10 protein-coding genes are annotated in these 14605 nt (G+C 64.8%); 9 read left to right on the forward strand and 1 reads right to left on the reverse strand.

The window, feature by feature from the left end:
- Positions 1–49: 49 nt before the first annotated feature.
- Positions 50–2032, reverse strand: a complete 1983-nt coding sequence (locus LOZ77_RS15330) for a M61 family metallopeptidase (protein WP_230279843.1) — start codon at positions 2030–2032, stop codon at positions 50–52.
- A gap of 98 nt (positions 2033–2130) precedes the next feature.
- Here LOZ77_RS15330 and hisS point away from each other — a divergent pair, with 98 nt between their 5' ends.
- From hisS to glnE, 9 genes are all read left to right on the forward strand, one after another.
- Positions 2131–3375, forward strand: coding sequence for a histidine--tRNA ligase (hisS, locus tag LOZ77_RS15335; protein WP_230279844.1), 1245 nt, complete (start codon positions 2131–2133; stop codon positions 3373–3375).
- 7 nt (positions 3376–3382) lie between these two features.
- Positions 3383–4450, forward strand: coding sequence for a peptide chain release factor 1 (gene prfA / locus LOZ77_RS15340; RefSeq protein WP_230279845.1), 1068 nt, complete (start codon positions 3383–3385; stop codon positions 4448–4450).
- 9 nt (positions 4451–4459) lie between these two features.
- On the forward strand, positions 4460–5311 hold the full coding sequence (gene prmC, locus LOZ77_RS15345; protein ID WP_370638023.1) for a peptide chain release factor N(5)-glutamine methyltransferase: 852 nt from the start codon (positions 4460–4462) through the stop codon (positions 5309–5311).
- Positions 5312–5609: 298 nt separating this feature from the next.
- Positions 5610–6254, forward strand: coding sequence for a DUF4167 domain-containing protein (locus LOZ77_RS15350; protein ID WP_230279846.1), 645 nt, complete (start codon positions 5610–5612; stop codon positions 6252–6254).
- Between the two features lie 29 nt (positions 6255–6283).
- The gene (gene lnt / locus LOZ77_RS15355) at positions 6284–7906 is read left to right on the forward strand and encodes an apolipoprotein N-acyltransferase (protein ID WP_230279847.1); all 1623 of its coding nucleotides are present in this window, start codon (positions 6284–6286) and stop codon (positions 7904–7906) included.
- A gap of 68 nt (positions 7907–7974) precedes the next feature.
- Positions 7975–9234, forward strand: coding sequence for a methionine adenosyltransferase (metK, locus tag LOZ77_RS15360; RefSeq protein ID WP_230279848.1), 1260 nt, complete (start codon positions 7975–7977; stop codon positions 9232–9234).
- 91 nt (positions 9235–9325) lie between these two features.
- The gene (locus tag LOZ77_RS15365; protein WP_230279849.1) at positions 9326–10069 is read left to right on the forward strand and encodes a lysozyme; all 744 of its coding nucleotides are present in this window, start codon (positions 9326–9328) and stop codon (positions 10067–10069) included.
- Positions 10070–10111: 42 nt separating this feature from the next.
- The gene (locus tag LOZ77_RS15370; RefSeq protein ID WP_230279850.1) at positions 10112–11833 is read left to right on the forward strand and encodes a bifunctional UDP-sugar hydrolase/5'-nucleotidase; all 1722 of its coding nucleotides are present in this window, start codon (positions 10112–10114) and stop codon (positions 11831–11833) included.
- Between the two features lie 43 nt (positions 11834–11876).
- Positions 11877–14603 (forward strand): bifunctional [glutamate--ammonia ligase]-adenylyl-L-tyrosine phosphorylase/[glutamate--ammonia-ligase] adenylyltransferase, encoded by a 2727-nt coding sequence (gene glnE, locus LOZ77_RS15375; protein WP_230279851.1) that lies wholly within the window; start codon positions 11877–11879, stop codon positions 14601–14603.
- Positions 14604–14605: the final 2 nt, after the last annotated feature.

The following is a 14605-nucleotide window of genomic DNA, read 5'->3' on the forward strand; positions in this document are numbered from 1 at the left end:
GGATTAACCCCGCTTGGCCAACGTCTCACCGAAATGCCGCAGCTGCGAATTAGCGCCGGGGCGAGAGGAATTCGTCAAGCAGGGTTTCGCCCTCGCCCTTCTTTACCAGCCAGGGCCAGCGCAGTCCGCCGGTATAGTCGATCGACACGGTGCGATAATCCCCACCCCGATTGACCAGCAGTTCGATCGGCGAACCGTCCTTTGCCTTGGTGATCGCGGCCTGCATCGCATCGGCGGAATAGGCCTTGCCATTGACCGCCTGAATGGTCTGGCCTGCGACGATATCGTTCTTGAAGGCGATCCCGTCCCACAACACGCCGCGCACCTTGCCATCGCCATTCACCGACATGCCCAGCGAGAAATACAGGTTCAGATAGTCGTATTCGGTCTGGATGCCCGCGCGGAAGGGGTTGGGTTCGTCCTTGAACACCAGTTCGTACCCACCGAGTTCGATGCCCTTTACCGGAGCGGGAGCGCCCGGCGTATAGACGCGGTCGCGCAGGAATTTGGCCCAGTCATAGGCATAGACGCTGTTAAGATCGGCGACCAGATCGTCGAAGCTGTATGTCTTTTCGCCATAATCGCCGTTTTGCGCGGCGAAAAAGATTTTGGCGAAATCCTCCAGCGATTTTGCGCCCTGGGTCTCGGTGCGGATCATCATATCCGCTTCCAGCCAGACCAATGCGCCTTCGTTGTAATATTCCTCTCCGCGAGAGAAGGAGGAGAAGGGTTTGGACTTGCGGTTGGCCGTGATCGGATCATGGGTGGTGTCGACCAGCGCGCGCCATGCGCGGCCCGGATCGGCTTCGGCATAGCTGCCCGCCGCATCGGCAATCTCGCCCAGCGTCAGCTCTTTGGTATTGATCCCCGAACGCGCGGCCAGCGGCAGATCCCAATATTGGGTCATGCCTTCATAGACCCACAGCAGGTCGTTGCGCATCGGCTGCCGGTAATCGGGCGTCCACGTCAGCGCGGGGCGGCGGAACTTGCCGTTCCAGCTATGCACCAGCTCGTGCGGGATGACATCGACGGAAAAGCCGTATTTGTCGGGATACTTTCCGCCTTCCGCGCTTTGGCCGCCTTCCCAGCTTTTGAATGTGCCCGGGTCCAGCGTGATTTCGGTGGAACGATGATGTTCCAGCCCGATGCCGCCCAGATCGTCGGACAGGGCGATCAGGAATTCATAATGGTCGAACGGGCGCGATCCGAACAGCAGGTCCGATTCGGTCATCATCGCCTTCATCGCGTCCAGCTCACCCTCGGGCATGACCAGATCGTCGGGATCGTGGGCGAACGCCTCGATCGTGACCTTGTCCGCGATTTCCCAGCTCTTGTGATACTTGCCCGCAAAGATTGGACTGTCGACCAGCGTCTGGTAATCGGTTTCGGCAAAGCTGACGACATCGCCCTTTTGCGTCTGCCCGTCGAGCGCGGTGGCGGTGGCCCAGCCCGCAGGCATGGTCACGCGGGGCTTCACCCTGATCTGGCGGACATAATGGCCCGCGGGATACAGCGTCATCTGGTTGAACTGCAGGTTCATCAGATCGTCGGTCATCACCACGCGCCCCTCGCTGCCGGTGACGGGGGAGGTATAGACCAGCTCTGCGGTGACTTCCTTCGCGCCGTCGGGCAGGAAGACGTGGAAGGCATAGACTTCGACATTATCGCGGCTCCACGCGACGGGCTTGCCATCGACGAGGAAGCGGATGCCGTTCAGCGCGTCGATCGTGCCGTCGGGGCCGTGATGGCCGGGCAGCCATTCGGGATAGAGCAGCGTCAGCGTCTTGGTGCCCGCGGCGACGGGGATCACCTGTTTCGTGCGGAACACGCGATGCGCCAGATCGGTCGCGTCGATGTCGATCTGGATCGTCCCGCCATAGGGCGTATCGACCGCATCGGGCACGCTGGCCGCGACGGGCAAGGCGGTGGGCGCAGAGCGGACGGCCTGCGCATGGGCGGGCGTGATTGAGAGCGGAAGGACGAGAGCGGATGCGAGCAGAGCGGCCCGCGCGCGAAGCGTGATGGTGATCATGGCCGGATGGATTGGCGGTTCATCGTATCAAATGCAACCTTCGTCGCGTGATACGTCGGCTTTTCACCGCCGATGCTTGGCGCTAAGGGCGCTGGCCTATGAGCACAGAAACCCCACCCTCTGGCAACAAGACCCCACAGGCCATTCGCGGCACGCAGGATATTTTCGAGGAAGCCGAGAGCTTCGCCTTTGTCGTCGAGACGTTCGAGCGTTTGCGCAGGCTCTATCGCTTTCGCCGCGTCGAGATGCCGGTGTTCGAAAAAACGCCCGTCTTCTCGCGCTCTCTGGGCGAAACGACCGATGTCGTGTCCAAGGAAATGTATTCGTTCGAGGATCGCGGCGGCGAATCGCTGACCCTGCGGCCCGAATTCACGGCAGGCATCGCGCGCGCCTATCTGACCAACGGGTGGAAGCAATATGCGCCGGTGAAGTTGGCGACCCACGGCCCGCTGTTCCGCTATGAACGCCCGCAAAAGGGGCGCTATCGCCAGTTCCACCAGATCGATGCCGAGATCATCGGCGCGGCCGAACCGCAGGCCGATGTCGAACTGCTCGCCTTTGCCGACCATTTGCTGAAGGAGCTGGGCATCGCGGACGGGGTGACGTTGCAGCTGAACACACTGGGCGATGCCGACAGCCGCGACGCATGGCGCGCCGCGCTGATCGACTATTTCGAGGCGCATCGGGCGGAATTGTCCGAGGATTCGCAGGACCGCCTGCAGCGCAATCCGCTGCGCATCCTCGATTCCAAGGACCCGCGCGATAAGGCTTTCGTCGCCGACGCGCCGCTGATCGACGAATATCTGTCGGGCGAGGCGCAGGAATTCTTCGGTGCGGTGACCGGCGGGCTGGACGCGGCGGGCGTGGCGTGGACACGCGTGCCCTCGCTGGTGCGCGGTTTGGACTATTACCGCCACACCGCGTTTGAATTCGTGACCGACCGGCTGGGCGCACAAGGCACCGTGCTGGGCGGTGGGCGCTATGACGGGCTGATGGAAGCGCTGGGCGGACCGCCTACGCCTGCGGTTGGCTGGGCTGCGGGGATAGAGCGGCTGGCGATGCTGGTGGGTGATCGGGACGCGGATGCCGTTGCGGATGCCATTGTGGTGGCAGAGGACGATGCCGCCATCGGCGATGCAATCGCCGCCATTGGCCACTTGCGCCGCGCAGGTATCTCTGCCGAGATGATGGCAAGCGGATCACCCCGCAAGCGGTTCGACAAGGCGGTGAAGATCGGGGCCGACGCCATTGTTGCCTTCGCCGTTCGCGATGGTGAAGTCGCGCGCCGCATCCGCGCCGAGGATGGCGTGATCGCGCGGATCGAACAGGCTCTGGCGAACTGATCGACGCATGAACGTTTCCGACACCCGCCTGTCCCAGATCGCGCAGCGCTTTGCCGAGCTCGAGGCGCGGCTGGCGTCGGGCACGCTGGAGGGTGACGAATTCGTCGCCGCCAGCCGCGATTACGCGGAGCTGGAACCCGTCGCGCGCGAGGCGGCGGGCGTTGCCGCGATGCGGGCCGAACTGGCCGAACTGCGCGAGATGCTGTCGGACCCCGAGATGAAGGCGATGGCCGCCGACGATATCGATCGGATCGAGCGCGAATTGCCCGATGCCGAGGCGAAGCTGGCGGTTGCCCTGCTGCCGCGCGATTCCGCCGACAGCCGCCCCGCCATGCTGGAAATCCGCGCGGGCACCGGCGGCGACGAAGCGGCGCTGTTCGCTGCCGACCTGTTCCGCATGTATGAACGCTATGCATCGGAACAGGGCTGGAAGGTCGAGACGATCAGCGCCAATGCGTCCGACATCGGCGGGTTCAAGGAAGTGGTCGCCAATGTCTCGGGCCAAGGCGTTTTCGCCAAGCTGAAATTCGAAAGCGGCGTCCACCGCGTGCAGCGCGTGCCCGTCACCGAAAGCGGCGGGCGCATCCACACCAGCGCCGCCACCGTCGCCGTCCTGCCCGAACCGGACGAGGTCGATGTGCAGATCGACCCCGGCGACCTGAAGATCGATATCTACAGGGCCAGCGGCGCGGGCGGGCAGCACGTCAACACCACCGATTCGGCCGTTCGCATCACCCATCTGCCCAGCGGCATCGTTGTCACCCAGCAGGACGAACGCAGCCAGCACAAGAACCGCGCCAAGGCGATGCAGGTGCTGCGCGCGCGTTTGTACGAGAAAATGCGCGACGAAGCCCATGGCGAGGAGGCCGAGGCGCGCAAGGCCATGGTCGGCAGCGGCGACCGTTCCGAACGCATCCGCACCTATAATTTCCCGCAAGGGCGCGTGACCGATCATCGCATCGGGCTCACCTTGCACAAGCTGCCCGAAGTGCTCGAAGGCCCCGGCCTTGGCGAACTGGTCGATGCGCTGATCGCCGAGGATCAGGCCAAGCGCCTCGCTGCCCAGAATGGATAAGGCGCATGCATGATGCGCATGGCTGATGTCGCCGCTGCGTTGCGCGACGGTGCGGCGCGGCTTGCCCCCGTGACCGATGCCGCGCGGCTGGAGGCCGAATGGCTGATGGCGCATGCGCTGGGCTGTTCGCGGTCCGATCTGCTGCTGCGCCATATGGCCGATGCCGCGCCGGATTCGTTCGACGCGCTGGTCACGCGCCGTGCGGGCGGCGAACCGCTGGCCCATGTGACCGGCGGGACCGAGTTCTATGGCCTGCCGCTACGGGTGACGCCCGATGTGCTGGTCCCGCGCTCCGACACCGAATTGCTGATCGAGCTGGCGCAGGAAGCGCGGGCAAACACCGCGCCGCAACGCGTGCTCGACTGCGGAACGGGGTCGGGTGCACTGCTGCTGGCGGCCTTGTCGGTCTGGCCCGAAGCCCGCGGCATTGGGATAGAGCGCAGCCTTGCCGCGATAGAAGTCGCGCGCGTCAATATGGCGGCTTTGCAAATGCAGAACCGCGCCGAAATCATGGAAGGGGACTGGACGCAGACAGGATGGGCGGACGCATTGGGCCGGTTCGACCTGATCCTTGCGAACCCGCCCTATATCGCGACCGCCGATCCCGACCTTGCCGCCGACGTCGCCGCCAGCGATCCGCATCAGGCGCTGTTCGCGGGCGATGACGGGCTGGACGATTATCGCTTGCTGGTCCCCGCGATGCCGACGCTACTGGCAAAGGGCGGCGTAGCGCTCTTCGAGATAGGGTCGCGACAGGCCGAAGCGGTCATCGAACTTGCGCAAACGGCGGGATTGCGCGCCCGCGCGCACAAGGATCTGGCCCATCGACCACGCGCCGTCGCGATGTGGTCCGCGATCTGACACGTTTCGGGGCATAGCGGGTAAAAACACTTGGCACTGGCCTGATTTGTCGATAGTCCTGCCTGTGACGAGCGATCGGAGGTCGATTTTCTCATCGCTTTTCACTCCTCTTTATCTGTGAGCCCGCGGCCGCTTTTATGCGGTTTCGGCATGACAGAGAGGGCGGTCTGACGCTTTGAATGGCGTTATGCCGCTGAAAGAGGGGGCTTACTCGACGCATTTGGTGTCGGGTTTTCCGGCTGAGTTAGCGACGCGAGCGGCAAATTCCGCAGCGCGCCGGACAGAGGAAAGAACTCAATTGAACAGCAATCGTGGCAATAACCGCCGCCGTGGCCGTAATAACAACCGGTCGCAGGGTGGCGGACAGCATCTAAACCGGATCGACAGCCGGGCACGTGGCAATGCGCCGCAGCTGCTCGACAAGTATAAAAAGCTTGCCGAGGAAGCGTCGCGCAACGGCGATCGTGTCCAGGCCGAATATTACTTGCAGTTCGCCGACCATTATTTCCGCGTCATCGCCGACGGCAAGGCCCGTCAGGACGAGCAGCGCCAGAAGCGCGAAGATGCGCGCGGCGATCGCGATTCGGACGACGATACGAACGAGGACGAGTACGACAATCGCGGCAATGACAGCGACCGCGAGCCGCGTTCGCGCCGCGAATCGTCGGACGACAATCCCTTCGTGCGCGACAATCGCCAGCGCCGTTCGCGCCGCCAGCGCGATGACGAACAGGCCGCCGATAATGACGAGACCGAGGATTCGGTGAAGAATTCGGGTGGTCTCGATCCTCAGGCTCTGCCGCCTGCGATCGGCGATACGGGCAGCGACGATGCGCCGGCCGAAAAGCCCAAGCGCACGCGCCGTCCGCGCAAGCCCAAAGTGGCCGAATCCGAAGCGGCCGGCGGCGACGATAGCGACATGCAGCAGGCCGTGAACGGCTGACACTGACGCGGGCGGGCACGGCGATGCAGATGGCGAAAGCCGTGTCCCTGCCTGCGCGCATCAAGCCGCTTGCCGATGCGCGCTGGTTCCGGCCAGCCGCAGCCCTGGCATGCGGGCTTTTCGCGGCAACGGGCTTCGTGCCGCTGGGTTGGTGGCCACTGGCGCTGGCGGCGCTTGCCGGATTGATGGCGCTGGGCTTCACCGCGCCGAATGCGGCCAAGGCGTTCCGCACCGGATGGCTGTTCGGCCTGGGCCATTTCACGCTTGGCCTGAACTGGATTGCGACGGCCTTTACCTATCAGGCGGCGATGCCCGTCTGGCTCGGCTGGGTCGGCGTGGTGCTGCTGTCGGGCTTTCTGGCGATTTTCACCGGCCTGATCCTGCTGGCGGCATGGGCGACGGCTGTGCATGGCCGCGACCGGCTTTCCCCCGCCGCTTTCCTGTTCGCCTTTGCGGCGCTGTGGATCGGCGGCGAATTCCTTCGCGCCACAATATTCACCGGTTTTGCATGGAACCCGCTGGCCGCGATCGCGCTGGGCGGGTTCGACCGGCCGGGACTGGCGGTAACGGCGCAATTTCTTGGCACCTATGCGCTGTCGGGGCTGGTCGTGCTGCTTGCCGGGTGCTGGTGGCTGGCGGTTCGGCAATATCGTCAGCCGCTGGTCGCAGGTGCTTTGGCCCTATTGCCAATCGCGATGATGCTGGGCCCCTGGCCCGTCGTTGGCCAGCGCGCGGGCACTTTGCCGTTCCGGCTGGTGCAGCCCGACATCCGGCAGGAAGTATTGAACGAGCCGCAATGGTACGAACGCCATTTCGTCAAAACCATCCAGCTTTCGGGCGTCGAGCCCGACGATAATCGCACGCGACTGGTGATCTGGCCCGAATCGGGCGTTCCCGACTATCTGCGCGAAGGATACCCCGAACGCTATTACCGGCAGGCGACCTTTGCCGCCGATCCCGCCATCGCCCGTGCGCGCATTTCGACCCTGCTGGGGCCGGGGGCATTGCTGCTGACAGGCACGATCGATCTGGTGATCCCGCCCGGCGGCAACCGGGCGACGGGTGCGGAAAACGTCGTGACCGCCATCGGACCGGACGGAGAGATCGCTGGCGGCTATGCCAAGGCGCATTTGGTGCCGTTCGGCGAATATCTGCCGTTGCGCCCCTTGCTGGAGCCGGTCGGGCTGACGCGGCTGGTGCCCGGCACGCTGGATTTCCGTGCCGGTCCGGGCCCCCGCACGCTCGATCTGGGCCGTTGGGGCAAGGCGGGCATCCAGATCTGTTATGAAATCGTGTTTTCGGGAGAGGTCGTTGATCCCGACCACCGCCCCGATTACATCATGAACCCGTCCAACGACGGCTGGTTCGGCGCATGGGGGCCGCCGCAACATCTGGCGCAGGCACGTCTGCGTGCGATCGAGGAAGGGATTCCCGTCCTGCGGTCCACCACCACAGGAATCAGCGCGGTAATCGATGCGGGCGGCGTGGTCCGCGCCCATGTCCCGCGCCATACTGCCGCGGCGATAGAGGGCAAGGTGCCCCCCGCGCTGGCGCCGACGCCCTTTGCCCGATGGGGACTCGCCCTCTCTCTGGGATGGGGTGTCCTACTATTCGGGATCGCGCTTGTTGCCTTGCGGCTGCGCGGGGTTTAATGCAGATATAAAGAACTCTTTATACGTGCATCGGGTCGTTTACGGCCTTTCAGATAGCGGGACAATCCATGCGTCAGAACTTCCTCTTCACCTCGGAAAGCGTGTCCGAAGGCCATCCTGACAAGGTTTCGGACCAGATTTCGGACGCCATCGTCGATCTGATGCTGGCCAAGGACCCCGAGGCGCGCGTCGCCTGCGAAACGATGACGACGACCCAACTGGTCGTGCTGTCGGGCGAAATCCGCTGCAAGCCGATGTACGATCTTTCGCGCGAGGAGTGGAAGTTCAACAACTACTGGGCCCCCGGCGCGCGCGATGAAATCGAAAGCGCAGTGCGCCGCACGGTCAAGGAAATTGGCTATGAACAGACCGGCTTCCACTGGGAAACGCTGACGTTCGAAAACCACCTGCACGGCCAGTCCGCCGAAATCGCGCAGGGGGTGGACGCCGACGAATCGACCAACAAGGATGAGGGCGCGGGCGATCAGGGCATCATGTTCGGCTTTGCCTGTGACGAGACGCCCGATCTGATGCCCGCCACGCTGGATTACAGTCACAAGATCCTGCAGCGCCTTGCCGACGACCGCAAATCGGGCGCGGCCCCTTTTCTGGAACCTGACGCCAAGAGCCAGGTGACCCTGCGGTTCGAGGATGGCAAGCCCGCCGCCTGCACCGCCATCGTCGTCTCCACCCAGCACAAACCCGGCTATCACACGGGCGAGAAAGAGGCGGAGCTGAAAGCCTATGTAAAGCAGGTGGTGGCCGATATCCTGCCGCACAATCTGCTGTCGGAAGAGACAGTCTATCACATCAATCCCACCGGCGCGTTCGAGATTGGCGGACCCGACGGCGATGCGGGCCTGACCGGCCGCAAGATTATCGTCGACACCTATGGCGGCGCGGCCCCGCATGGCGGCGGTGCGTTTTCGGGCAAGGACCCGACCAAGGTGGACCGTTCGGCGGCCTATATCGCGCGCTATCTGGCGAAGAACATCGTCGCCGCCGGTCTGGCCACGCGCTGCACGATCCAGCTGTCCTATGCCATTGGTGTGGCGCACCCGCTGTCGATCTATGTCGATACCCATGGCACGGCGGCGGACGGCGTTGCCGATGCGGCGCTGGAAGATGCGATCCGCAACATCGAATCGCTGGGCGGATTGACCCCGCGCGGTATTCGCACCCGTCTGCAGTTGAACCGGCCGATCTATCGCACTTCTGCCGCCTATGGCCATTTCGGGCGCAAGGCAGCTGACGGCATGTTCCCGTGGGAACAGACCGATTTGGTCGAAGAGCTGAAGGCCGCGCTGGCGACCCCTGTCACCGCCTGATTTTTTCAGCGCAGCGGAAACGCATCTTTTATTTTCCTACGGGCGTTTCGCCATGCAGCAGGGCGGCTTCCAACAAGGAGCCGCCCTTCCCATGCCCAGCTATCCCGCCAAGCCCTATAACCCCGCTGCGCCCGACCTGACCCCCCGCATCATCGCCGAACTGATCGCGCATGAAGGGATCGTCTGCGAAGCCTATCGCGATTCGGTAGGTGTATGGACGTGGAGTGTCGGCCTGACCGATGCGTCCGGTCACAAGGTGGAGCGGTACAAGGATAATCCGCAAAGCCTGTCGCATTGCATGGCCGTGTTCGTCTGGGCACTGCGTCGCCAGTATCTGCCCGATGTGCTGGCCGCATTCGGCGCGCACCAGCCCGCAGAGCACGAGCTGGCCGCGGCGCTGTCGTTCCACTGGAACACCGGCGGAATCGCGCGGGCCGAATGGATGCGGCTGGCCATGGCGGGCGACCGCACGGCTGCCCGTCCCGCCATGCTGAACTGGGCGAAACCCGCTTCGCTGCTGGGCCGTCGCCGCAAGGAGCAGGCCCTGTTCTTCGATGGCATATGGAGCGAGCAGGGCAAGGCGCTGGTCTATAGTGTCGCCAAGCCGTCCTATAGCCCCGTCAATGGTCGGCAAGTGCCGGTGGCTGATGTGCTGGCGGGCGTTTTCGCGGCAGAGGAGCAGCCGGTCATGGCGCCCGTGCCCGTGCCCGTGCCCGGACCAGTGGCCGAACCAGTATCGGCATCCACGTCCGTCACACCGCCTGCTTCCGCCGCGCCGGTCTGCACCGCCGAATCGCAAACGGGCTGGCTGCGCCGAATTTTCGGCTTTGGCTGATCGCGTCTGGCACTGCGCTGCGGTGCCGTTACACAAGGGGGCATGATTCGCCCCCTTATCGCTTCGCTGGCCGCGCTGGTCCTTACCGCCTGTGCCAGCGTTCCTGCCGGTCCCGCCGCCCCTTCTTCCGATCTTGCGCCGCTGACCGTGCGGATCATCGGAATCAATGATTTTCACGGCAATTTGCTGCCGCATAAGCGAAAAAGCGATGCCGGACCGCTGACGCCCGACGGCAGGGCGATCGATGCGCCTGTCGGCGGTGCGGCAGTATTAGCGACGGCGGTGCGGCAATTGCGCGCGCAGAACAGCGATTCGCTGGTCATTTCCGCAGGCGATCTGATCAGCGCCAGCCCGCTGGTCTCCTCGCTGTTTCTGGACGAGCCATCTATCGGGGTGATGAACCGCATCGGTCTGGAGTTCAATGCGGTCGGTAATCACGAGCTTGATCGCGGGTGGCAGGAATTGCTGCGCATGCAGAACGGCGGGTGCGAGCAATTCGGTTTGCGCGAACCCTGTCAGGTCGAAAACCCGTTCGAGGGGGCAGACTTCCCGTTTCTGGCCGCCAATGTGACCCGTCCCGACGGATCGCTGCTATTGCCAGCCTATGGCATCAGGCATTTCGGCAGCGGAGAGCGCGAGGTCGCGGTCGCCGTGATCGGCCTGCCGCTGCGGGGCGTGCCCGCGCTGGTATCGCCCACGGGGATCGAGGGGCTGAATTTCGGGGACGAAGCCGACGCGATCAATGCGCTGGTGCCAAAGCTGCTGGACGAAGGGGCGGACGCGATCATCGTCGCCATCCATCAGGGGTTCGAGGCGGATGGCTATTACGATTCGGGCGACGATTGCGGCGGGGCCATCGGGCCGCTGAACGATATCCTGAAACGGCTCGATCCGCGGGTGGACCTTGTGATTTCGGGTCATACGCACCGCTATTTCATCTGCGAATACAGCCAATTCGATCCGACCCGCGATTTTCTGGTGACCAGCACCGGATATGGATCGGGCATGGTTGCCGATCTGGTGGTGACCATCGATCCCGCAAAGCATGACGTGCGGGTCAAGGCCGCCGAAATGGTCATCGTGCAGTCCGAAGACCCGAATTTCCGCCGTTTCGCGCCCGATCCCGAAATCGCCGCCTATGTCGCGCAATATGAACAGGCTTCGCGCGCGGCGGCGGAACGCCCGGTCGGACGCATTTCGGGCCCCGCGCGCGAGGATGGCTGGGAAAATGCGCTGGGCAATATGATCGCGGATGCCCAGCTGGCCGCCACCCGCGCCAATGGCGCGCAGATCGCCTTTATGAACGAGGGCGGGGTGCGCACCGATCTGGTGCCCGAAACGGCGGATGGCACGGTGACATTCGCGCAAATCTATGCCGTGCAGCCATTCGGCAATGTGCTGATGACGATGGATCTGACCGGCGCGCAGATTGCCGCCGCGCTGGAACAGCAATTCACCGTGCCCGACGCGCCTGAAGTGCTGTCGGTGTCCGACGGTTTTACCTATCGGCTGGACCGCACCAAACCGGTGGGCCAGCGCGTTTCGGACATGCGTCTGGACGGCACGCCGATTGTGTCCGATGCCCGTTACCGCGTCACGGTGAACAGCTTTCTGGCAGGCGGCGGCGACCGGTTCACGGTGTTCGCCGAGCCGGAGAACAAGACAATCGGCCCGGTCGATCTGGATTCGTTCGAAGCATGGATCGACGGCGAAGGCGGGCGCGCCTTGCCCGCGACGGACCGGATCACGCTGATCGGCGGTTAAGCCGCGGCTTGCCTGCCGCGCCGCGCCGCGCCACACCGGAACGATGGTAGAGGAAACAACATCCGCCCGCTGGGACGATGCGCTGCACCGCGCGCGTGCCCATGCCCCGTTTCTGTCGGACCTGCTCGACCGCGAAACCGACCTCGCGGCACTGCTGGCAAAGGGGGAGGGGGAGGCCGCGCTGGCGGCGGCGCTGGCGCGCGATGATGCGGATGTGGGCGTACGGCTGCGGCGGCAGAGGCGCGGTCTGGCGCTGGTGCTGGGCGTAGGCGATCTGGCAGGCGCATTCCCGCTGCCGCGCGTGATGGCGGAATTGAGCGCCTTTGCCGACCGCTCGCTCGACACCGCGATCCGCGAGGCGGTCGGCCATCGCGTGCCCGATCGTGACGTTTGGGGCGACGCGCCCGTCGGCATGGTCGCGCTGGCGCTTGGTAAACAGGGTGCGGGGGAATTGAACTACTCCTCCGACATCGACCCGATCCTGCTTTTCGACCCGCAGACGATCCCGCGCCGCGAACGCGACGAACCCGCCGAAGCCGCGCAAATGGCTGCGCGGCGGCTGGTCCAGACGATGGGGGCGGCCACGGCAGAGGGCTATGTGCTGCGCGTCGATCTGAGGCTGCGGCCCGCATCGGAAGTCAGCCCGCTGGCCATCAGCTATGATGCCGCGATGACGCATTACGAAAGCTCTGCCCTTGCGTGGGAGAGAGCGGCGTTCATCCGCGCGCGCAGCGCATCGGGCGATGTCGCGGCGGGGGAAAGGTTTCTGAATGCGATCAAGCCGTTCGTCTGGCGTAAATCGCTCGATTTCGGTGCCATCGACGAAATTTCGCGCCTCGTCCGCCGTATCCGCGAAAGTTACGACGGCACGCCGCGCCCCGGCCCCGGCTATGATCTGAAACGCGGGCGCGGCGGCATCCGCGAGGTCGAATTCTATGCCCAAACGCATCAGCTGATCCATGGCGGGCGCATTCCCGAATTGCGGGTGCGCGGCACGCGGCAGGCGCTGGACGCGCTGGCGGCGGCGGGCATCATCGGCGCGGCGGATGCGCAGGAACTGGGCGAAAGTTACGACCGGCTGCGCGTGATCGAACACCGGTTGCAGATGGTGCGCGACCGGCAAACCCATTCGCTGCCCGCCACCGCCGGGGAACTCGACAATGTCGCACGGCTCGACGGGCTGGCCGATGGCGCGGCGCTGGTGGCAGAGCTGGACCATGTTACCGCCCGCGTGGGCGAACGGTTCGACCGGCTGCTCGAGGCGCATGGCGGCAAGGCGGAGCCTGCCGCGTCCGCTCCCGCCAATCTGGCAGAGCTGGGGTTTGAAAATCCCGCTGCCCTTGCCGAACGGATCGCGGGGTGGAAGGACGGGCGCGTCAAATGCCTGCGATCCGACAATGCGCTGGCCGCCTTTGCCGAGATCGAGCCCGCGCTGCTGACCGCTCTGGCGGGCGCGCCCATGCCCGAACGCGCGATCACGCGCTGGGAACAGATGCTCGCGCGGCTGCCCTCGGCGTTCAACCTGTTCAAGCTGCTGGCGGCGCGGCCCGGCCTGCTCGATACTCTGGCGCGGGTTCTGGCGCTGTCGCCCGCTCTGGCCGATGCGCTGGCGCGGCGGGGCGATCTGCTCGACACCCTGATCGACCGCACGGCATTCGCCCTGCCGCCATCGGTGGAGGAGCTGGAGCGCGAATATGCCGCCGATGCACCGGATTACGAGACTTTGCTGGACCGCGTGCGCCGTGAAGTGAGCGAGCGGCGCTTTGCCATGGGCGTGCAGCTTCTGGACCATGCGCATGACCCGCTGGCCATTGCGGCGGGCCTGTCGCGCACGGCAGAGGCGGCCATCGATGTGCTGGCCAGGGGTGCGGCGGATGAATTTGCAAATGATCACGGACGGATAGAGGGCAGCCAACTGGTCGTGCTGGGTTTCGGGCGGCTGGGGGGCGGCGTGCTGACCCATGCCAGCGACCTTGACCTTGTCTATCTGTTTACCGGCGATCATGCGGCGGAATCGGACGGGCGACGCCCGCTGGGCGCAACGCAATATTTCAACCGGCTGGCCCAGCGCGTCAGCGCGGCGCTGTCGGTCCCCACGGCCGAGGGTGCGCTTTACGAAGTGGATACGCGGCTGCGCCCGTCGGGATCGCAAGGATTGCTGGCGGTCAGCATCGATAGCTTTGCCCGCTATCAGCGCGAACAGGCATGGACGTGGGAGCATATGGCGCTGATGCGCGCGCGCGTGTTGCACGGTCCGCCGCAGGCCGCCGCCGTTCTGGACGCATTTGTGCGTGATCTGGTCGCCGATCCGCGCGACGGGGACGCCTTGCGCGGCGCCGTGCTGGAGATGCGGGGCGAAATGGCGCGGCACAAGCCGCCTGCGGGCCCGCTGGATGTCAAACTGTTGCGCGGCGGGTTGGTCGATCTGGAATTTCTGGCGCATTATCTGCAACTGCGCGAAGGTGGTGGTCCCGATGGCGCCTTTCTGACACCCGATCTGCGCGGGGCAGTGCACGCCTTGGCACAGGCGGGGCTGGTGCCGGGCACGCTGGTCGATGCGCATGATCTGCTGACGCGGCTGCTGGTATCGCTGCGGCTGGTCGCGCCCGATGCAAGGGAATTGCCCGATGCCGCGCGCGATGTGCTGGTCGCCAACGCGCTTGACGGAGCGGAGGGCGATTGGGACCTGCTGCTCGCCGCCCTCGACAAGGCGCGCCATGCGGTGGCAGGGGCATGGGCACAGATCTTTGGCGAAACACTGGAGCTTTGACG

It is taken from the genome of Croceicoccus sp. Ery15 (assembly GCF_020985305.1).
Classification (GTDB): Bacteria; Pseudomonadota; Alphaproteobacteria; order Sphingomonadales; family Sphingomonadaceae; genus Croceicoccus.